General features: G+C 63.3%; 21 protein-coding genes. 7 read left to right on the top strand and 14 right to left on the bottom strand.

Translation table 11 applies throughout. From position 1 onward, the window contains the following. Positions 1 to 283: 283 nt before the first annotated feature. From NKH50_RS21560 to NKH50_RS21505, 12 genes are all read right to left on the bottom strand, one after another. Positions 284 to 1,828 (bottom strand): Do family serine endopeptidase, encoded by a 1,545-nt coding sequence (locus tag NKH50_RS21560; RefSeq protein ID WP_352690015.1) that lies wholly within the window; start codon positions 1,826 to 1,828, stop codon positions 284 to 286. 116 nt (positions 1,829 to 1,944) lie between these two features. Then, positions 1,945 to 2,409 (bottom strand): cytochrome c-type biogenesis protein, encoded by a 465-nt coding sequence (locus NKH50_RS21555; RefSeq protein WP_352647241.1) that lies wholly within the window; start codon positions 2,407 to 2,409, stop codon positions 1,945 to 1,947. Beyond that, on the bottom strand, positions 2,406 to 4,394 hold the full coding sequence (locus NKH50_RS21550; RefSeq protein WP_352880894.1) for a heme lyase CcmF/NrfE family subunit: 1,989 nt from the start codon (positions 4,392 to 4,394) through the stop codon (positions 2,406 to 2,408). The genes NKH50_RS21555 and NKH50_RS21550 overlap by 4 nt, the downstream gene beginning before the upstream one ends. Positions 4,395 to 4,465: 71 nt before the next feature. Then, complete coding sequence (gene ccmE / locus NKH50_RS21545) at positions 4,466 to 4,909, bottom strand: cytochrome c maturation protein CcmE (protein ID WP_352880892.1); 444 nt, start codon at positions 4,907 to 4,909, stop codon at positions 4,466 to 4,468. 3 nt (positions 4,910 to 4,912) lie between these two features. After that, positions 4,913 to 6,049: a c-type cytochrome biogenesis protein CcmI gene (ccmI, locus tag NKH50_RS21540; RefSeq protein WP_352880890.1), complete on the bottom strand. Its 1,137-nt coding sequence runs from the start codon at positions 6,047 to 6,049 to the stop codon at positions 4,913 to 4,915. A gap of 78 nt (positions 6,050 to 6,127) precedes the next feature. Beyond that, a complete protein-coding gene (locus NKH50_RS21535; RefSeq protein ID WP_352690020.1) occupies positions 6,128 to 6,562 on the bottom strand; it encodes an RT0821/Lpp0805 family surface protein in 435 nt (144 codons plus the stop codon). 109 nt (positions 6,563 to 6,671) lie between these two features. Beyond that, on the bottom strand, positions 6,672 to 8,012 hold the full coding sequence (locus tag NKH50_RS21530; protein WP_502906896.1) for an ATP-binding protein: 1,341 nt from the start codon (positions 8,010 to 8,012) through the stop codon (positions 6,672 to 6,674). Between the two features lie 82 nt (positions 8,013 to 8,094). Further along, positions 8,095 to 8,760 (bottom strand): response regulator transcription factor, encoded by a 666-nt coding sequence (locus tag NKH50_RS21525; protein ID WP_023718390.1) that lies wholly within the window; start codon positions 8,758 to 8,760, stop codon positions 8,095 to 8,097. 64 nt (positions 8,761 to 8,824) lie between these two features. Continuing rightward, positions 8,825 to 9,124 (bottom strand): hypothetical protein, encoded by a 300-nt coding sequence (locus tag NKH50_RS21520; RefSeq protein ID WP_352880888.1) that lies wholly within the window; start codon positions 9,122 to 9,124, stop codon positions 8,825 to 8,827. 383 nt (positions 9,125 to 9,507) lie between these two features. After that, positions 9,508 to 9,918, bottom strand: a complete 411-nt coding sequence (locus NKH50_RS21515; RefSeq protein ID WP_352690024.1) for a DUF3168 domain-containing protein — start codon at positions 9,916 to 9,918, stop codon at positions 9,508 to 9,510. Between the two features lie 255 nt (positions 9,919 to 10,173). Further along, entirely contained in the window at positions 10,174 to 10,440 is a 267-nt protein-coding gene (locus NKH50_RS21510; RefSeq protein ID WP_254819951.1) for a DUF1488 family protein, read from the bottom strand. Beyond that, a complete protein-coding gene (locus NKH50_RS21505) occupies positions 10,437 to 10,709 on the bottom strand; it encodes a hypothetical protein (protein ID WP_352880886.1) in 273 nt (90 codons plus the stop codon). The genes NKH50_RS21510 and NKH50_RS21505 overlap by 4 nt, the downstream gene beginning before the upstream one ends. Before the next feature lie 244 nt (positions 10,710 to 10,953). Here NKH50_RS21505 and NKH50_RS21500 point away from each other — a divergent pair, with 244 nt between their 5' ends. The 6 genes from NKH50_RS21500 to NKH50_RS21475 all read left to right on the top strand — a co-directional run bounded on the left by NKH50_RS21500 (position 10,954) and on the right by NKH50_RS21475 (position 16,789). Next, entirely contained in the window at positions 10,954 to 11,295 is a 342-nt protein-coding gene (locus NKH50_RS21500; RefSeq protein WP_352880884.1) for a co-chaperone GroES, read from the top strand. Positions 11,296 to 11,393: 98 nt separating this feature from the next. Next, positions 11,394 to 13,013 carry a chaperonin GroEL gene (gene groL, locus NKH50_RS21495; RefSeq protein WP_352880882.1) on the top strand — a complete coding sequence of 540 codons (1,620 nt, stop codon included), beginning with the start codon at positions 11,394 to 11,396 and terminating at the stop codon, positions 13,011 to 13,013. 78 nt (positions 13,014 to 13,091) lie between these two features. Next, the gene (locus NKH50_RS21490) at positions 13,092 to 13,253 is read left to right on the top strand and encodes a hypothetical protein (protein WP_352479526.1); all 162 of its coding nucleotides are present in this window, start codon (positions 13,092 to 13,094) and stop codon (positions 13,251 to 13,253) included. 153 nt (positions 13,254 to 13,406) lie between these two features. Then, complete coding sequence (locus NKH50_RS21485) at positions 13,407 to 15,566, top strand: transglycosylase domain-containing protein (protein ID WP_352752363.1); 2,160 nt, start codon at positions 13,407 to 13,409, stop codon at positions 15,564 to 15,566. Between the two features lie 97 nt (positions 15,567 to 15,663). Beyond that, positions 15,664 to 16,248, top strand: coding sequence for a DUF1214 domain-containing protein (locus tag NKH50_RS21480; protein ID WP_352706148.1), 585 nt, complete (start codon positions 15,664 to 15,666; stop codon positions 16,246 to 16,248). Continuing rightward, complete coding sequence (locus tag NKH50_RS21475; protein WP_254819944.1) at positions 16,241 to 16,789, top strand: DUF1254 domain-containing protein; 549 nt, start codon at positions 16,241 to 16,243, stop codon at positions 16,787 to 16,789. The genes NKH50_RS21480 and NKH50_RS21475 overlap by 8 nt, the downstream gene beginning before the upstream one ends. Positions 16,790 to 16,803: 14 nt before the next feature. On the opposite strand, the gene NKH50_RS21470 is transcribed toward NKH50_RS21475, so the two are convergent. Then, entirely contained in the window at positions 16,804 to 16,989 is a 186-nt protein-coding gene (locus NKH50_RS21470; RefSeq protein WP_254819943.1) for a hypothetical protein, read from the bottom strand. A gap of 187 nt (positions 16,990 to 17,176) precedes the next feature. Between NKH50_RS21470 and NKH50_RS21465 the strand changes: the two genes are divergently transcribed. Further along, a complete protein-coding gene (locus NKH50_RS21465) occupies positions 17,177 to 18,187 on the top strand; it encodes a hypothetical protein (protein WP_352690033.1) in 1,011 nt (336 codons plus the stop codon). 10 nt (positions 18,188 to 18,197) lie between these two features. Here the strand turns inward: NKH50_RS21465 and NKH50_RS21460 are convergent, their stop codons facing one another. After that, complete coding sequence (locus NKH50_RS21460; protein ID WP_254819941.1) at positions 18,198 to 18,545, bottom strand: DUF1491 family protein; 348 nt, start codon at positions 18,543 to 18,545, stop codon at positions 18,198 to 18,200. Between the last annotated feature and the right edge of the window lie 119 nt (positions 18,546 to 18,664).

Below are 18,664 nucleotides of genomic sequence, written 5' to 3'. Positions count from 1 at the left end.
GTTATACGCGATTTCGCTGGAAGATTGAGTGGCCGGCATACGCATCGTGGCCTTCTCCATGGCGTATCGCGAACAAAGTGATTCAAGGATACGCGGTAAGTCTTTGTTTTAGCATGTCGTAGCCTAAAACCGCTTCACGCTTTGAGCGACATGTTCGAGCGGCAGCGGGCGATGGGAAGCCCGCTGCCGCTGGGGCGGAACACGATGACTGACTAACGTATTCAGGCCCCGTGCTTTCCCGTGCGGCGGCTCGGGGGTGTTGAAAACCGCCGCACCGGAAAAGTCAGCCCTTGGCGACAGGCAGTGCGACGAAGCGGTTACTGTCGTCGCGGGTGATCTGCATCAACACCGCTTTGCGGCCGGACTTCACCGCGTCGGCCATCGCCTTGTCGACGTCGGCGGTGCCGCTCACTTCCGTCGAATTGACGGAGGTGATGACGTCGCCGGGCTGGATGCCGCGATCGGCGGCATCGCTGTCGGGGTCGACGTCGGTCACCACAAGTCCCTTGCCATTTTCGGACTTGGTAACGGTCAGGCCGAGATCGGCGAGCGTGTCGGTCTTCGGTGCCGGAGCAGGCTGCTGGTCGGCCGAGGCCTGCTTGTCGCTCGACGGCAGCTTGCCAAGGTCGACCTTAACCGCCTCGCTCTTGCCGTTGCGCCACACCGTGACGTCGACCGATTTGCCGGGCGGGTAAGCGCCAATCAGTCGGGCGAGTTCCTTCGGCGAAGCAACGTCCTTGCCGTCCACCTGGGTGATCACGTCACCGGCGGTGATGCCGGCCTTCTTGCCGGGACCGTTGTCCTGCGCGCTGGCAACGAGCGCGCCTTTGCCGGACCCAAGGCCAAGCGACTCGGCGATTTCAGGCGTGACCGGCTGGATTTCGACGCCGAGCCAGCCGCGCTGGACGGTACCGTTCCTCATCAGGTCCTGCACGACCTGCTTGGCGGTCGAAGCGGGAATGTCGAAGGCAATGCCGACGCTGCCGCCCGACGGCGAGAAGATCGCGGTGTTGATGCCGACAACCTGGCCGTTGAGGTTGAAGGTCGGGCCGCCCGAATTGCCGCGGTTCACCGAGGCGTCGATCTGGATGAAGTCGTCATAGGGACCGGCGCCGATATCGCGGCCGCGGGCCGAAACGATGCCTGCGGTAACCGTGCCGCCGAGGCCGAACGGATTGCCGACAGCCACCACCCAGTCGCCGACGCGAACCTTGGAATCATCGGCGAAGTCGACATAGGTGAACCTGTTGCCGTCATCGACCTTGAGCACGGCAAGATCGGTGCGCGGATCGGTGCCGATCAGCTTGGCGTCGAGTTCCTTGCCGTCATTGGTCACCACGGTGAAGGCGGTCCCCTCCTCGACGACATGGTTGTTGGTGACGAGATAGCCGTCATCGGAGATGAAGAAGCCGGACCCTTGCGCCACCGGCCGCGGCTGGTCGTTGTTGCGGTCACGATGTCCAAAACGACGCATTCCGTTCGGGCCTTGGTCGCCAAAGCCGCGGAATTCGCGGAAGAAACGCCGCAGCTGCGGGTTATCGGGAAGATTGCCTAAGCCGTCCTCGTCGTCCATCTGGTCGGAACCGTCATCGGCCGTCGGCTGGATCTTGGCCTTGACGCGCACGCTGACAACCGCCGGCGAAACACGCTCGACCACATCGGCGAAGCTTGGGACCTGCGGTGCCTCGACACGCACGGCGTCGGCCAGCACCGGGGCTGTCCCGGTGGCAACGGCGCCGAAGCCGATCGCGCCGGCAATGGCCAGGGATGCGGCTGCGGCCAGCAGGCGTTTGCGAGTGCGAAGAGATGAATTGGGGGCAACATTCATGGTTCTCGTATCCTCTTTTCAAGGGACGCCCCTTGTTTGGCATCCTCGACAAAGGAAATAGAGAGCCGCACATTACGGCGCCATTTCCGGTACATGAAACTTTCGTAATGTATCGATCAATCGCGGCGGAGCATTGCGTCCAACGCCGCCTGCTCGTCCGCGGTCAGGGCATTTGTCGCCGTCGAGCGGCGCGAGCGGGCGGCCAGCAGGATAAACGTCCCGCCAACGAGCAGCAGAAGAACTGGCGTCCCCCAGAGCAAGACATTGCGCAGATTGAAGCGTGGCTTCAGCAGCACGAACTCGCCGTAGCGCGAAACGACATAGTCCATCACCTGCTGATCGGTATCGCCGGCGACCAGACGCTGGCGCACAAGGATGCGCAGGTCACGGGCGAGATCGGCATCGGACTCGTCGATCGACTGGTTCTGGCAGACCATGCAGCGCAGGCCTTCCGACAAAGCGCGCGCCCTCGCCTCGAGTGCCGGGTCGGCGAGCACCTCGTCGGGCTTGACCGCCTGCGCGGCGCCGGCGAACAACAGCGCCAGCAGCAGGACCAGCGAGGCCAGCGTGCTCCTTCTCATTGCGGGCTCGCCGATGGCATGGCGCCTGCAGGCTTGCGGCGCGACGGTGCGCCGACGCGCAGGCGACGGTCGAGCAGCGACATCGCCGCGCCCGCCATCATCACCAGTCCGCCGCCCCAGATCAGCGTCACCAGCGGCTTCCACCACAGACGAACGACCACAGAGCCATCGCTGCCCTCGTCGCCAAGCGAAAGATAGAGCTGGCTGAAGCCGATCGTCCTGATGCCGGATTCGGTTGTAGTCATCTGGCGCACCGGATAGGAGCGCTTGGCCGAGGTGATCTCGCCTGCGACGCTGCCGTCGGCGCCAAGCAGGGCGAAGCGGCCGCGATCCTCACTGTAGTTAGGCCCCTGGGCCGGGTAGAGCCCCTCGAAGCGCAGCCTGTGACCGGACAGTTCGACGGTCTCGCCGGCATGCATCGACAGGATTTTTTCGGTGCCGAAGCAAAGCGTGCCGACAATGCCGAGCGTCGTCAGCCCGAGACCGAGATGCGCAAGCGCTGTACCGAAGACCGAGCGCGGCAGGCCGGCGAAGCGCCTGAGCATGGTGGCGAGCGCGACGGTGCCGAAGCCGGATTTGACGCCGAGATCGGTGAGCGCACCGCAGATTAGCCAGAAGGCAAGGCCGACACCGAGCGCTGCGAATACCGATGCGCCATCGATGAACAAGGCCGTCACCAGTACGGTGAGCAGCGCCGCGGCGAAAGCCGCCATCAGGCGCTGGGCGACCGCGAAAATGTCGCCGCGCTTCCAGGCGAGTAGCGGCCCGAACGGCACGACGACCAAGAGCGGCACCATCAGCGGGCCGAATGTCAGGTTGAAGAACGGCGCGCCGACCGAAATCTTGTCGGCAGACAGGGCTTCGACGACGAGCGGATAGAGCGTGCCGACCAGCACGGTGGCGGTGGCGGTGGTCAGGAACAGATTGTTCAGGACCAGCGCGCCTTCGCGCGAGATCGGGTGAAACAGGCCGCCGGCCGTCAGCCGGGAGGCGCGCAAGGCAAACAGCGCCAGCGAGCCGCCGATGAACAGCGTCAGGATGCAGAGGATGAACACGCCACGCGTCGGATCGGTGGCAAAGGCGTGCACCGAGGTCAGCACGCCGGAGCGCACCAGGAAGGTGCCGAGCAGCGACAGCGAGAAGGTCAGGATCGCCAGAAGCAGCGTCCAGATCTTCAGCGCCGAGCGCTTTTCCATGACGATGGCCGAATGCAGCAGCGCCGTGCCCGCCAGCCACGGCATGAAGGATGCGTTCTCGACCGGATCCCAGAACCAGAAGCCGCCCCAGCCGAGCTCGTAATAGGCCCAGTAGGAGCCCATGGCGATGCCGCCGGTCAGGAACATCCAGGCGACCAGCGTCCATGGCCTTACCCAGCGCGCCCACGAAGCGTCGATGCGGCCCTCGATGAGGGCGGCGACCGAGAAGGAAAAGCAGATCGAGAAACCGACATAGCCGAGATAGAGCAGCGGCGGATGGATGGCGAGGCCGAGATCCTGCAGGATCGGGTTGAGATCGCGTCCCTCGATAGGCGCCGGATTGAGCCTGACGAACGGGTTCGACGTCGTCAGGATGAACAGCAAGAACGTGGCGCCGATCGCTCCCTGCACGGCAAGCACATTGGCCCGGAGCGTCGCCGGAAGATTGCCGCCGAAAACGGCGACAAGCGCGCCGAAGAAGGTCAGGATCAGCACCCAGAGCAGCATCGAACCTTCGTGATTGCCCCAGGTTCCGGTGATCTTGTAGATCAGCGGCTGCAGCGAATGCGAGTTCTCCCAGACGCTCTCAACCGAAAAATCGGACCCTGCATAGGCGGTCGCCAGCGCTACGAAGGACAGCGCCGTCAAGGCAAAGCCGGTCAGCGCGGCGGGTGCGCCGACGGCCATCATCTTGTGGTTGCCGGTGCGCGCGCCGAACACCGGCACCACCGTCTGCACCAGGGCCAGCGCAAACGCCAGGACCAGGGCGAAATGTCCGGTTTCAACCATTGTCGCCGCACCCGCTAGATCTTGCCGCAGGTTCTTGCCGCAAAACCGTGGAACACTTTTGCGGAACCTGCTCAGTCACTCTTGCTCTCCTGCCACACGCCCTTGGCCTTGAGGCCGTCGGCCACTTCCTTGGGCATATAGGTCTCGTCATGCTTGGCGAGCACGCTGTCGGCGACAAAAATGCCGTCAGGGCCAAACGAGCCTTCGGTGATCACGCCCTGCCCTTCCCGGAAAAGGTCGGGAAGAATGCCGGTATAGGTAACCTTGACGTCCTTCTGGTTGTCGGTCACCGAAAAGGCGACGGTGGCGCCTTGGCTACGCTCGACCGTGCCTTTTTCGACGAGGCCGCCGAGCCTGATGCGCTGGCCCGGCTGAAGGCTGGCGGTGGCCAGATCGGCCGGCATGTAGAAATAGGAGGCCTTCTGGCCAAGCGCATAGAAGGTCAGCCCGGTGGCAACACCGAGAAACGCCAGCCCCGCGGCGATCGCCGACAGTCGTTTCTGCTTGCGCGTCATCGTCTACTCCGTCGCCGTCACGCCGAGCGAGGCGGCAAAGGCGGTGAATTTCTTGGCCTGGTCGCTATCGGCGCCAAAGACGGCAATACCGCGATTGAGCGCGTCACGTGCCTGATCTGTCTTGCCCAGCACGACATAAGAACGAACGAGCTGCATCCACCCTTCCTCGTCGCGCGGATTTTGCCGAAGCTTTTCATCGAGGCCGGCAACCATAGTGCTGATCATGGCTTGTCGGTCCTGCGGCGACATCGAGGAGGCAGCATCGATATCCTCGGCGCTCGGTCCTTTCGCGGGCGCTCCGGAAGCGACGTTGCGGGCGGCGGATTCAGCCAGCGCCTGCTCGACGGCGCCGCGCCACGGCGAGCCCTGCGGCAAGGCGGCAAGCATCTTTTGCCAGGCCGCCGTGGCTTCAGCTATGCGCCCTTCCTGTGCCATGCCCATCGCGAGATAGAACACGGCCTTCGGATTGGCCGGATCGAGCTTCAACGCCGCCTTGAACGCCGCCTGCGCTTCGGCTGAGACAATGCCGCCGGCCGCATTGGCGATCGCCTCGCCAAGACCCGCCTGACGGGCGGCGCTGTTGCCGTCGAGGCGGATGGCGTTGCGATAGGCGGTCACCGCATCGGCGTATCGCTGCATGCGCAGATAGACCGGCGCCAGAACGTCCCAGCCACGGCCATCGGATGGGTTGACCGCCAGGTGCGCCTCGGCGCGGGCTATCAGCTCGTCGACCGAGCTGTCGGCGGGGTTCTTGGCCAGGCGTTCGCTGAGTGGCTGCGATGGAAGGTCGGGTGAGCCGAGCTGGCCATAGAGGCCCCAGCTGACCAGTGGAACCACCAGCACGGCAGCCGTCGCCACCAGTCTTGTCGACCGCGACGGCTGCGTCGCCGTCTCGCCGGCTTGGCCGGCATTGCTCAGGCGAAGGATGCGGCGGGCGATTTCGGCGCGAGCCTCTTCGGCCTCCATCGGCTGGATCAGGCCACGCGCCATATCGCGGTCAAGCTCGGCCAGCTGGTCGCGATAGACTTCGAGGTCGTGATCGCCGGCAGCGGACGCGTTCTTCGAACCGCCAGCCAACGGCAGCAGCACCGCCAGGCTCGCGCCCAGCGTCAGGATTGCGGCTATGACCCAGAACAGCATGGCTCTTCCAATAGAACGAGACCCCTGCCCTGCCAACACAAGCGTGCTGCGACGCTTTGGCGGGAACGGCCGGACCAGCTACGTCAGCGGCGTCCAGCTGCCGTCGGCATTGCGGCAGGCGGTTCCGCGCGCGGTGGCGCCGGCGGTGCCGGTAAACACCGTATGGGTGTATTGCCGACAATCCTGCGATCCGACGCGATAGGGCTGGGCGGCAACCACTTCGCCGCGATGGGCCGAACTGTCGCTCTTCCAAGCCACTTTCTGGCCGCTCGCCGTGTATTCAAGCGCCTTGTATTCCGCCTCGAGCGCGCTGCGTTTCTCGGTCTCGCTCAGGCCGGCGCCGATAGAGCCGCCGACGAGGCCGCCGCCCATGGCGGAGATGATCGTCGTCGCCACCTTGGCGCCGCTGGGGGGCGTGGCGGCCGGCGTTACCGTAACGGCCGGGCCCTTGCTGAGCGTTGTGCAGCCGGAGACGGCGAGCAGGGCGGAAACGAGCGCGACGCGAATCTTCATGCCAATACCGGCTTTCTTGAGCTGGACCGCCGCGCTGTCAGCAGGCTGGCGCGGCGATAATGTCGATGTTTGTCGGAAATTTGGCCGCAGCCGGCCACCTGGAAAAGCATTACTGAAGGCTCCGCAATCGAACCATCGCCTTCAATCCACCCATGACGGATCGTTCCAGCGCCAGAGAGCCTCCATACTCGTTGACAAGGTCGGCGACAATGGCAAGTCCGAGCCCGCTGCCCGGTTTCGTCTCGTCGAGGCGCCGGCCGCGCTGCAATACCTCGCGCGCCTTGTCGTCGGGAATGCCGGGGCCGTCATCCTCGATGGCTATCTCGAACAGGTTGGCTGAGCCTTCCGTGCCAGCGACGAGCTTGACCGAAACGGCGACCGCGCTCCTTGCCCATTTCATCGCATTGTCGAGCAGATTGCCGAGCAACTCCTCCAGGTCCTCGCGTTCGCCGGCAAAGACGATGTCGGTAGCCGGCAGTGAGAGCGACAGCGCCGCCTGCGGGTTGAGCTTCTGCAGAACCCGAACCATGCGCTGGACCAGCGGTGTCACCGGCGTTCGGTAGACGACGCTGTCGCGCTGCGCGGCGACACGGGCACGTTGCAGATAATGGTCCACTTGCTTCTGCATGGAAGCAGCCTGCTCAGCGATCAGCTGCCCCTTGGCGCCACCCAGCGCCCGCGCCTCGTTGAGCAGCACGGCAAGCGGCGTCTTCAGCGAGTGCGCCAGGTTGCCGACCTGCGTGCGCGACCGCTCGACGATACGCCTGTTGTTCTCGATCAGCGCATTGGTCTCGTTGGCGAGCGGCTCGATCTCGGCCGGGAAACGGCCGTCGAGGCGTTGCGCGGTTCCTTCGCGCACCATCGCAAGCGCATTCCTGACCCGGCGCAGCGGCTGCAGGCCGAGCAGGATCGCAATTGCGTTGATGGCGATCATGCCGACGCCGAACAGCGACAGATAGGTCAAGAGGCGCCGCTGGAAGGTAGCGATTTCCTGCTCGAGCTCGGTCTGGTTGCCCATGACACGGAAGCGCGCGGCGCGATTTTTCGCATCGAGGACGAACTCGCTCTCGAACACCTCCAACTGCTCGCCTTCGATGCCGTCCGCTGAATAGCTGCGCTGGAAGCTGGCATTGAAGGGCACCTCGGCAACGCTTGGCGACGGGATCGCCTTGGTCATTGACGACGAATGGAGATCGCCGTGCACGCCTTCCGAGGCGGGCTCGACCGACCAGTACCAGCCGGAATTCGGCTCCGAGAATCTCAAATCGCCAAGGTCGGGAGCGCCCGTCAACTGGCCGCCTTCGGAAACGCCCACCGAGCCGATCAGGTTGAACAGATGCGCCGAAAGCAGGCTGTCGAAACCGCGCTCGCTGGCCTGGCGATAGAGCGTGGTGATCAAGGTGAAGATGACCACCAGTGTGAGGATCGCCCAGACCGTGGAAAAGGCGATGACGCGAAACGCCAGCGAACGCGGCCATGACCGCAGCGACGGCGTGTTCGAGACGGCGGGTCTTGTAGGAAGCGGTTCCGCGTTACGCCTCCGGCTTACGCATGCGGTAGCCCATGCCGCGAACGGTTTCGATCATGTCGATGCCCATCTTCTTGCGAAGCCGTCCGACAAAGACCTCGATCGTGTTGGAATCGCGGTCGAAATCCTGGTCGTAGAGATGCTCGACCAGCTCGGTCCGGGACACCACCTCGCCCATATGATGCATGAGGTAGGCAAGCAACCGGAATTCGTGCGAGGTCAGCTTCAGCGGCACGCCGTCGACGTCGGCTTTGGAGGCCTTGGTGTCGAGACGCAGCGGCCCGCAGGTCAGCTCGGACGAGGCATGCCCGGCAGCGCGCCGGATCAGAGCGCGCACCCTGGCCAGAATTTCCTCGATGTGGAAGGGTTTGGTGACGTAGTCGTCGGCGCCGGCGTCGATGCCGGCAACCTTGTCGCTCCAGCGGTCGCGTGCCGTCAGGATCAGCACCGGCATCTTGCGGCCGCCGCGCCGCCAGCGCTCGACCACGCTGATGCCGTCCATCTGCGGCAGGCCGATGTCGAGCACCACGGCATCATAGGGCTCGGTGTCGCCGAGAAAGTGCCCTTCCTCGCCGTCAAAAGCGCGGTCGACGACATAGCCGGCATCGACCAGCGCGTCGCCGATCTGCCGGTTGAGATCCTTGTCATCTTCGACGACGAGTACGCGCATGCGGAAGGCCTGTTGAAGCTGTTCAGATATAGGCCGATTCCGGCGGACTGGGAAACGGCACGGTTCAGTTCAGCGGAACGACGATCTCCGAGCGACGGGGACGCTGCCCGTCCTTGCCCGGAAGGAGCACGACGATGACGCAGACCGGCTGGCCGCCGCGTGTCGACTGCGAGGCCTTGGCCAAAGTGCCGCCATTCTGCTCCGCCACCTGCTGGCCGATCGCGTAGCAGTCGGACGCGGCGAGGACGACCGGCTGAGTCCGCTCGGGCGTGACAGCGGGGATCGCCATCGCTTGCGACGCAAGCAGGCCGGCGGCTGAGAGCGCAAGTGCCGCGGTCCGGAAGTGGGAGCGAAGGGTTTTCATGGCCAGCGTTCTAACGCGCCGGTGCTGAACATGATATGAACGGTGAACGCTCGAATGCATGCCCGCCACACCCCTGAAGCGCGAGATTACCGGATTGCCATTTCGCCGCCCGTCCCGCGAATTGCCAAGTTTAACCTAGCCCTCCGATCCTCCGCCGACAACCGGGCATCGTTTGGCGGTGAAAGGCAATCGCTTTAGGTTTGCCCCGACTTCGACAATCGATCCGGCAACCGAAGGCAGATTCAGCCGAACCGACCGGAAATAAAAAAACCCGCTCTGCGACGGGTCATTGGCGCCAATCAGCACCATAGCCAAATTAGTAGCATAGCTGCCGGCACAAAGCAAGAACAAAATTGCCCGATTTTACGGAAAGTGCCCGACGCTCAGCCGTCTTCCTCGATCACGGCGCGGAAGCGCAGCAGCCCGTGATGGGCCGAAAGGTCCTCGTCGTAGCGGGCTTCGGCGAATTCGAGCTTGAGATGGGCGCGACGATGTTCGCCAAGCGAGAGCGCCGCATCTCGCAGGCGGGCGCTGACCAGGTCCATGATGTCGGTGGTTTCCTTGCTGGCCTCGGATTTCGACCAGACATGCAGCGTCAGCAACTGCTCGGCGTTGTTCTCCGTCCCCGTTGCCCAGTCGTAGACGCTGGTGCGGCCGAAGGTCATGTGGGGGAACGCAACATTTTCCGGGGCATGGTCGAACAGTCTTGCATCGCCCAGTGCCGCCGACAGGTCGGGATCGCCGTTCACTGCCTCGAATATTGCCCTCTGCAATTCGACGGCCGGCGCGGTCATTGTCTTTGCCCTCGCCCGTCGCGTCGACCTCCCGGCTGCGTAGCTGCGTTGCATGACGGCATCCCGGCAAAAGCGCGAATCAGCGCGTCTCATACGGATTATGAACCTTCATGACCTCGGGAATAAGCCCTGCTCCTGGAATGCGCGACGCCGCAGCCGTCCGCGTCACGGACCCGTGACCGGCTGAACGGTCGCGACGTCAAACGGCGAGCGAAGTCGGACGCCCTGAGAAAGCGTCTTGTGGACGGATCGCGACTAGCGAAAATCGGCCGCGGTCAGCACATATATGCTCCTGCGGGTGCGGGCATAGGCATTCCTGGCGACATCGTGGATCGAGTTGGAAGCCGTGTCGAAGGCTGCCAGGTAGGTAGCTTCTGAGGCCGCCGTTCCCGGCTGCATCTTGGAGATGGCATCGGTAGCGACAGAGAAGGAAATCTGGAACATGCCGTCATGGCCGACGAAGCGGATGCGTTTGCTTGCCTCGTCGTAGCTGCGGCTGGGATTGGGAAATGTCAGGCTCATGATTTCGCCTCCGTCGATGCGGTTACGGCCTTCTTGACTGCCCGTGACGCCCGCTTCTTCTTTGCGGCGACCGGATTCAGAGCTTCCGCCGCGCGGTCCGCCTCTTCCTTGGCCAGTCGCAATTCCCTCAGCCTTGCCGTTTTGATGCTCCTAGCCTTCGCCTCCGAAAGATATTCGGCAGTTGCTTTGTTCCGTTCCGCCGTCTTCTTCTGGTTTTCCATGAAGCGAGCCTGAGCTTTTTCCATGATGTTCTGATTGCCTTCGGCCATCGGTAAAATCTCCCTTGCAGCGAAAGTCATGGCTGTGAACTTCATCGTAAATAGGTGTTCAAAGACAGAAATTCAATTTCATTAATATTCGGAAAGGCCCCGAACACCAAGGGATGATCAGGCAAGATAATTCGTTCAATATTTTATATGCCCTATGAATATTTTTTGGCACTCCTATCAATCGAGTGCCAAGGCGCCTATAGAGAGGGGGCGGCCGCCTAAGCCGGCCCCAGAAAGAGTCCCCATGAAATTCCGGCCACTCCACGATCGCGTCGTCATTCGGCGCGCCGAAAGCGACACCAAATCCAAGGGCGGCATCATCATCCCCGACAATGCCAAGGAAAAACCGCAGGAAGGCGAAGTGATCGCTGTCGGGCCGGGCGCGCGGGACGAAAGCGGCGCGCTGATCCCGCTCGACGTCAAGACTGGCGACCTCATCCTGTTCGGCAAATGGTCCGGCACCGAGGTCAAGATAGACGGCGAGGACCTTCTGATCATGAAGGAGGCCGACATCATGGGCATCATCGAAAAAAGCGAGATGGGCATCGTCGACAAGACCGTGGCTGCCAAGAAGAAGGCCGCCTGATTGGAAGGCCGCGCGCCCACCCGGGCGCGCACGGACGCTCCGAGCTTTGATTCAGGCGCTGCAAGCGCCGTGCCACGACAACCGAACTGGAAAAAACCATGTCTGCCAAGGAAATCAAATTCTCCACCGACGCGCGTGACCGCATGCTGCGCGGCGTCGAAATCCTCAACAACGCCGTCAAGGTGACGCTCGGCCCCAAGGGCCGCAACGTCATCATCGACAAGGCCTACGGCGCGCCGCGCGTCACCAAGGACGGGGTGGCCGTAGCAAAGGAAATCGAGCTTTCCGACAAGTTCGAAAACATGGGCGCACAGATGGTGCGCGAAGTGGCTTCGAAGACCAACGACCTCGCCGGCGACGGCACCACCACCGCCACGGTGCTTGCCGCTTCCATCCTGCGCGAGGGCGCCAAATTCGTTGCCGCCGGCATGAACCCGATGGACCTCAAGCGCGGCATCGACTTTGCCGTCAGCGCCGTCGTCCAGGAAATCCAGGCGCGCGCCAAGAAGGTCAAGTCCTCAGGCGAGATCGCGCAGGTCGGCACCATTGCCGCCAATGGCGACACCAGCGTCGGCGCCATGATCGCCAAGGCGATGGACAAGGTCGGCAATGACGGCGTCATCACCGTCGAGGAGGCCAAGACCGCCGAAACCGAACTAGACGTCGTCGAAGGCATGCAGTTCGACCGCGGCTATCTCTCGCCCTATTTCGTCACCAATGCCGAGAAGATGCACGCCGAGCTGGAAGACCCTTACGTCCTCATCCACGAAAAGAAGCTCGGAAATCTGCAGGCACTGCTGCCCATCCTCGAAGCCGTGGTGCAAAGCGGGAGGCCGCTGTTGATCATCTCCGAGGACGTCGAGGGCGAAGCGCTGGCAACGCTGGTCGTCAACAAGCTGCGCGGCGGCCTCAAGGTAGCGGCCGTCAAGGCGCCTGGCTTCGGTGACCGCCGCAAGGCGATGCTGGAAGACATCGCCGTGCTCACCGCCGGACAGATGATTTCCGAGGATCTCGGCATCAAGCTGGAGAACATTACCATAGACATGCTCGGCCGCGCCAAGCGCGTGCTGATCGAGAAGGACACCACCACGATCATCGACGGCGCCGGCGAGAAGACCACCATCCAGGCGCGCGTCCAGCAGATCAAGGCGCAGATCGAGGAAACCACGTCCGACTATGACAAGGAGAAGCTGCAGGAACGTCTCGCCAAGCTGGCGGGCGGCGTTGCCGTCATCCGCGTCGGCGGCGCCACCGAATCCGAGGTCAAGGAAAAGAAGGACCGCATCGACGATGCGCTGAACGCCACGCGCGCGGCCGTTGAAGAAGGCATCGTTCCGGGCGGCGGTGTCGCGTTGCTGCGCGCCAAGGCTGTGCTGAACGGGATGACCGGAGCCAATGCCGATGTGACGGCGGGCATTTCGATCGTGTCGAGAGCGCTCGAAGCGCCGATCCGGCAGATCGCCGAGAATTCCGGCGTCGAAGGTTCGATCGTCGTCGGCAAGCTCGCCGACGGCAAGGATCACAATCAGGGCTTCGATGCCCAGAACGAGGTCTATGTCGACATGATCAAGGCCGGCATCGTCGACCCGGCGAAGGTGGTACGGACGGCGCTGCAGGACGCGGGCTCCATTGCGGCGCTTCTGATCACGGCGGAAGCCATGATCACCGACGTTCCGGCGAAGGAAGCCGCTGCTTCGCCCGGCGGCATGGGCTATTGACCAGCCACTGCCGGAAACAAGCCTGAAAGACAGCCGCCGGGTATCCCCGGCGCGCACCATCGGCAAGGAGATCGATCAATGATCGCATTCGTCCCGAAGCCAAATGCAGCGGCGAAAATCGAAGTGGCCGAGGAAAGCCGCTTCGATCGCATTCGCAGGCTTGCCGACAAGCACAGGAAAGCCAACGCCGGTATGATAGGCCGCGACCCGAAAAAGATCGCGGACAAGCGTCCCATGTGACGCTGCCGATCCTCAGCACCCACGCAAGCGCGGAACCTTCATCGCCCTTGTAGGCAGCACCAAAATGGACGAATAGTCTTGAAAGGCGCGCCGCCGTGAAATTGCCGGCATGCGGTTTCTCAGTTGGCGGCGTCCCCGCAGCCGGATCCTGGAATGGCCAGTCCTTTGGAACCACGCAAGAGAAGAGGTCCGATCGCCGCAAGGCTGCTGGCGGTGGATGCGTGGATCGATTCCTCTGCCTACGAAATCGGCTTCAGGGCGCGCCAGTTCTGGGAGGCGGCCACCATCTTCTCGCGGCGTTTCCGCGTCGGCGGCTGGCGCCGCGGCCTGATCGAACTGTTGAGTGAAGGCTTTACGCTCGGTGCCGGCGGCATCGTCGTCCTTTTGGCGCTGGCTTTGCCGGCCTTCCAGATAACCGCCGGCGACTGGCGCACGCAAGGCGACTTCGCCGTCACCTTCCTAGACCGCTACGGCAACGAGATCGGCCAGCGGGGCATCATCCAGCGCGATTCGGTGCCGGTCGACGAGATGCCCGACCATGTCATCAAGGCGGTGCTGGCCACCGAGGACCGCCGTTTCTTCGACCATTACGGCATCGATGTGCTCGGCCTGTCGCGCGCCATCTTCGAGAACGTACGGGCAAATTCCGTCGTCCAGGGCGGCTCGAGCATCACCCAGCAGCTGGCCAAGAACCTGTTCCTGACCAACGAACGGACCTTCGAGCGCAAGATCAAGGAAGCCTTCCTGTCGCTGTGGCTCGAAGCCAATCTGTCGAAGAAGGAAATCCTGCAGCTTTACCTCGACCGCGCCTACATGGGCGGCGGCACTTTCGGCATCGAGGCAGCAGCCGATTTCTATTTCGGCAAGAGCGTCAAGGACCTGAACCTTGCCGAGGCGGCGATGCTGGCCGGCCTGTTCAAGGCGCCGACCAAATACGCGCCGCACATAAACCTGCCCGCCGCCCGTGCGCGGGCCAATGTGGTACTGTCCAATCTGGTCGATTCCGGCTTCATGACCGAAGGCCAGGTGCTGCAGGCAAGATTACACCCGGCCGAAATCGTCGACCGCGGCGAGCAGAAGAGCCCCGATTATTACCTCGACTGGGCCTTCGACGAGGTCAAGAAGATCGCCGCCAAAGGCGGCCCGCACTCGCTTGTCGCCCACACCACTTTCGACGCCAACATCCAGAAGGCGGCCGAAGAATCGATGGAGTTCCACCTCCGCCAGTTCGGCAAGGAATACAACGTCACCGAGGGCGCCATCGTCGTCATCGAGACCAACGGCGCCGTCCGGGCGATCGTCGGCGGCCGCGACTACGGCGCCAGCCAGTTCAACCGCGCCACCAAGGCACTTCGCCAGACCGGCTCCTCGTTCAAGCCCTATGTCTATGCGACGGCGATGGAGCATGGCTTCACGCCGGATTCGGTGGTGTCCGGCGGACCCATCTCCTGGGGCAGCTGGTCGCCCCACAATTACAATGGCGGGTCGGCCGGCAAGGTGACGCTGATCACGGCGATGGCCAAATCGATCAACACCGTGCCGGTGCGGCTGGCCAAGGATTATCTCGGCATCAAGCCGATCAAGGCGATGGCCGAAGCCATGGGCGTCGAGTCGCCGCTGGAATCGCACAAGACCATGGTGCTCGGTACATCGGGCATGACTGTGATGGACCAGGCGACGGGCTACAGCGTGTTCGCCCAGAACGGCTTTGCCGGAACCCGGCACGGCATAAGCCAACTCTTCAACCGTACCGGCGAGGTGGTCTACGACTTCGCCAAGGACGCGCCGCCGCCGCACCGGGTGCTGTCGGAGCAGGCGCTCAAATACATGAACACCATGCTGGCGGCGGTGCCGGTGATCGGCACGGCCCGGCGCGCGGCCCTTCCAAACATCGTTGTCGCCGGCAAGACCGGCACGACGCAGTCCTACCGCGATGCCTGGTTCGTCGGCTTTACCGGCAACTACACAGCCGCCGTCTGGCTCGGTAACGACGACTTCACCGCGACCAACAAGATGACCGGCGGCACGCTGCCGGCAATGGTGTGGCAGCGGCTGATGCTCTATGCGCACCAGAATATAGACCTGAAACCGATCCCCGGTATCGATCACCCCTTCGTCGATGCCGAAATTGCCGCCAAGGCCGAGGAAGCGGAAAAGAAGAACGCCGAACAGGCAGCAGCCGACGCCGACGCCGAGCGTCCGCCGGTGCTGTCCAGCCGGACCACCCGGACCCTGAAAGAACTGACCAGGCTTTTCCAGGCGGCACCCGTGCTCGACGCGCCCGCTGCACCGGAGACCCTGTCGGCGCTGTGACGGCCAATTCCGCGGGGCCGCTTGCCATAAGCCCCTGCGCCGAGATATCCCGGGCCGCAATCTTTCTGTCCCCGGCCTTCGGTTCTCTCGGCTCCTCATGCTCAAGAACGCCTTCCTGACGCTGCTTTCGCTTGCCATCGCCATCGGTGGCGGTGGCGCCAGCGTCTGGTACGCGCTGAAGCTGCAGGATGGCGTCGGCGCCATCAGGATCGGCCAATGGACCGCCTTCCCGGATATCGGCACGCCGACGGCGGATCCCTATTCCAAGGCCCGCGTGGCTCGCGAAGGCGTGCTGGCGCTTGGACAGGCGGAAGGACTGTCCTTCATAGCCGAACGCGATTCCGGCGGCGAACAGCTCAAGCGGCAATGCGCCTACAAGATTGCGGGCGGTTTTCCCACCGCCCGGTTCTGGACGCTTTATGCCGCCGACCAGTCGCTTGGGGTGGTCGAGACCGGCACGCCGAGGCCGGCTGCGCTGCAGTCCTATCAAGTGCTGCGCCAGGCCGACAATTCGGTGGTCATTTCCGTCGGCAGCCGCCCTGCGCCCGGCAACTGGCTGCTGACCAGCGGCGCCGGCAAGATGTATTTGGTGCTCACGTTCTACGACACACCGATCGCCAGCAGCACCGGTCTGTCGGACGTCACGCTACCACAAATCCAGAAGGTCGGCTGCAATGCGTAGCCTGCTGCATGCCGTGCTGCTCGGCCTGCTCGGCGCCGGCATCGTGCACATCGTCGTGCTGCTGCTCGTCCCCGAGTTCTCCGAACGCGACGCCTGGTCGCGATTGGCCATGGCCTCGGATCTCTACAAGATGACCAGGCTCGACGCGGAAGCCGGCGGCGCGCCGGTGGTGAAATCGGTCGATCCGCTGTTTTATGCGGCGGCTTGCCGCTTCGACCTTGCCGAGGGGATGGTGCGGGTCAAGGCGCCGGGCAAGGTGCCATTCTGGTCGATATCGGTCTATGACCGCGGCGGCCACAACATCTACTCGTTCAACGACCACAGCGCGACCGCAGGCGTGCTCGACACCGTTGTGCTGACGCCGGCCCAGATGATCGAGGTCCGCAAGGATCTTCCCGAGGAACTGCAAGGGGCCATCTTCGTCGAGGCGCCGATAGAGGAAGGCGTGTTCGTCATCCGTTCGTTCGTGCCCGACGACAGCTGGAAGCCGATTGTCTCGCGCTTTCTCGAACAGAGTTCCTGCGAACTGCAGGATTTTTAGGCCGGTTCCGATGCTCAGTGGTGCGGTACCGGCAATGTTCCCGACGGTCCCGGCTTGTCGGGGCCGGTCGGCCGCGTTTCGGCCGTCAGCGGCCGCTGCTCGTAGCGCACCCCGGGAAATATGATCACTGCCGCCGGCGCGGCTTGTTGTGCTCGATTGGTTGCCGCCGTTCGCGGCACGAAAGACAGTACCATGCCCATGGTTCGCGTATTCCTCTCGGTTGCCCCGGAGCACAACGCAACGCCTCCATAGTCGATTAAGAAGGCAGTAGGTTAACGGAGCGCTAACGGATCGCCGCTAAATTGATCTTTGTTCTTGGGAAACGCGAAACCGGTACAGCCCGGCAGAGCGCCCTCCAGATCGTGTCGAGTGTCAGGCGTATCCTTCGTGTCAGCTTCGGATTTCGGGCAAATCGCAGCAGGAGCTGAATCGGGAAAGGCCGAAAGGCTGTTTCGCGCCGCGGTATCGGCATTCTGTTCGCTCACCCGCCCTTCGCGCCGGGAGATCGCGCAGCTCGAAGACCTGACGCTGCCGCTTTTCGAGAATGTCTCGGTCGAATCGCGCCGCTACGTCGCAGCGGCCCTTTCCGAATGCGAATATGCACCCGCCGCGCTGGTGCGGCGGCTTTGCCAGGAGCGGGTCGACATCGCCGCTCCGCTACTCATCCGCTCGCGTGCCCTCAGCGACATCGACCTGATCGCGCTGATCGGGCGTCACGGCCTGCCGCATGCCCGTGCCATTGCCCGCCGCAAGGATCTCAACCAAACCATCGCCGATCTCATCAAAGTGCTTGAAAGGCCGACGCTGGTGCGGTCGCAGCAGCAGCCGGAAGCAACTGCCATTGCCCCGTCCGAAAACGCGGAAATGGTCGCGAGCGACGCAAACAGACAAGAGGCGGCCGACGCCGCCGAAACCGTACGCCGCCGGTTGCGATCCATGATGCGCTCCGAGCGCGGCACCGCCATCAGACCGTTCGTCGAGCCACAAACCTACGTCAAGCTGCGCGAAACCGCGCTGACCGGCAATGCGGCATTCTTTCAGACAGCGCTCGCCGATGCGCTCGAAGTCGATTTTTCAACGGCGCGGACGCTCACCGCGAGCCAAAATTACACACCGCTACTTTTCGCCTTGCGCGCGCTCGACCTCAGCGAAGACAAGGCGTTCCTGATCACGGCTGCCATCTATCCGACCGAGTTTCCGCACCCGCAGGCGATCCGCATCTTCCTCGACCGCTACCGCCTGCTGCACCGCGACGCTGCGTTGGACAGGCTCCGCGGCTGGAAGGCCGACACCGTGTCGAAAATCGTTCGCAAGCCCGGGCGCGTCGCGGCAAATGCCGACCTGCGCAAGCCGAACAGCGCCGATGTAACCGCCACCCCAAAGGCGCTTCGCATCTGAAGGCTTGCCGTTACGACGCCTTGACCGAGATAAGCTCCTCGACGGGAACGACGCCCGCCTCGATCTCGATCACCCAGATATCCGGATCGAATTTCTTCTCGCGCTCCAGCTGCGCGTCGAAAATGGCGGCATCGTCGCCTTCGCCAAGCAGACTGAAAAAACGGTCGTCCGGCCTGGCCGAATCGTAGCTCGTCTGCGGCGCCGGCCCGAACAGCGCCATCTCTCCTAGCCGGCCACGCGCCAACACGAAAACTGCGCCGGCTTCCGTGGCGCCGCGCTTGACCACGGCGGCAAAGCCGCCGGCGCTAAAAACCCGGCGCAACAGGGCCGACACCCACAGATCGGTGGTTACCCGCATGGCGGGACCCTGTACGATTTCGGGTTTGTGGTGTCGAGATTCTCACTTATTCGCGAGCAACGGTTGGCCATCAAAGCAAGTCCCGGAATGCGACGATTTACCAACAAAGTCTAACAAAA

The organism is Mesorhizobium sp. M1027, from assembly GCF_040318745.1.
Classification (GTDB): domain Bacteria; phylum Pseudomonadota; class Alphaproteobacteria; order Rhizobiales; family Rhizobiaceae; genus Mesorhizobium.
This window is presented reverse-complemented; position numbering and strand designations above follow the sequence as displayed.

What these genes read in the sequence shown, in the direction of transcription:
- NKH50_RS21560 (WP_352690015.1), bottom strand. Translation starts at nt 1,828, where the DNA reads ATGAATGTTGCCCCCAATTCATCTCTTCGCACTCGCAAACGCCTGCTG.
- NKH50_RS21555 (WP_352647241.1), bottom strand. Translation starts at nt 2,409, where the DNA reads ATGAGAAGGAGCACGCTGGCCTCGCTGGTCCTGCTGCTGGCGCTGTTG.
- NKH50_RS21550 (WP_352880894.1), bottom strand. Translation starts at nt 4,394, where the DNA reads ATGGTTGAAACCGGACATTTCGCCCTGGTCCTGGCGTTTGCGCTGGCC.
- ccmE (WP_352880892.1), bottom strand. Translation starts at nt 4,909, where the DNA reads ATGACGCGCAAGCAGAAACGACTGTCGGCGATCGCCGCGGGGCTGGCG.
- ccmI (WP_352880890.1), bottom strand. Translation starts at nt 6,049, where the DNA reads ATGCTGTTCTGGGTCATAGCCGCAATCCTGACGCTGGGCGCGAGCCTG.
- NKH50_RS21535 (WP_352690020.1), bottom strand. Translation starts at nt 6,562, where the DNA reads ATGAAGATTCGCGTCGCGCTCGTTTCCGCCCTGCTCGCCGTCTCCGGC.
- NKH50_RS21525 (WP_023718390.1), bottom strand. Translation starts at nt 8,760, where the DNA reads ATGCGCGTACTCGTCGTCGAAGATGACAAGGATCTCAACCGGCAGATC.
- NKH50_RS21520 (WP_352880888.1), bottom strand. Translation starts at nt 9,124, where the DNA reads ATGAAAACCCTTCGCTCCCACTTCCGGACCGCGGCACTTGCGCTCTCA.
- NKH50_RS21515 (WP_352690024.1), bottom strand. Translation starts at nt 9,918, where the DNA reads ATGACCGCGCCGGCCGTCGAATTGCAGAGGGCAATATTCGAGGCAGTG.
- NKH50_RS21510 (WP_254819951.1), bottom strand. Translation starts at nt 10,440, where the DNA reads ATGAGCCTGACATTTCCCAATCCCAGCCGCAGCTACGACGAGGCAAGC.
- NKH50_RS21505 (WP_352880886.1), bottom strand. Translation starts at nt 10,709, where the DNA reads ATGGCCGAAGGCAATCAGAACATCATGGAAAAAGCTCAGGCTCGCTTC.
- NKH50_RS21500 (WP_352880884.1), top strand. Translation starts at nt 10,954, where the DNA reads ATGAAATTCCGGCCACTCCACGATCGCGTCGTCATTCGGCGCGCCGAA.
- groL (WP_352880882.1), top strand. Translation starts at nt 11,394, where the DNA reads ATGTCTGCCAAGGAAATCAAATTCTCCACCGACGCGCGTGACCGCATG.
- NKH50_RS21490 (WP_352479526.1), top strand. Translation starts at nt 13,092, where the DNA reads ATGATCGCATTCGTCCCGAAGCCAAATGCAGCGGCGAAAATCGAAGTG.
- NKH50_RS21485 (WP_352752363.1), top strand. Translation starts at nt 13,407, where the DNA reads ATGGCCAGTCCTTTGGAACCACGCAAGAGAAGAGGTCCGATCGCCGCA.
- NKH50_RS21480 (WP_352706148.1), top strand. Translation starts at nt 15,664, where the DNA reads ATGCTCAAGAACGCCTTCCTGACGCTGCTTTCGCTTGCCATCGCCATC.
- NKH50_RS21475 (WP_254819944.1), top strand. Translation starts at nt 16,241, where the DNA reads ATGCGTAGCCTGCTGCATGCCGTGCTGCTCGGCCTGCTCGGCGCCGGC.
- NKH50_RS21470 (WP_254819943.1), bottom strand. Translation starts at nt 16,989, where the DNA reads ATGGGCATGGTACTGTCTTTCGTGCCGCGAACGGCGGCAACCAATCGA.
- NKH50_RS21460 (WP_254819941.1), bottom strand. Translation starts at nt 18,545, where the DNA reads ATGCGGGTAACCACCGATCTGTGGGTGTCGGCCCTGTTGCGCCGGGTT.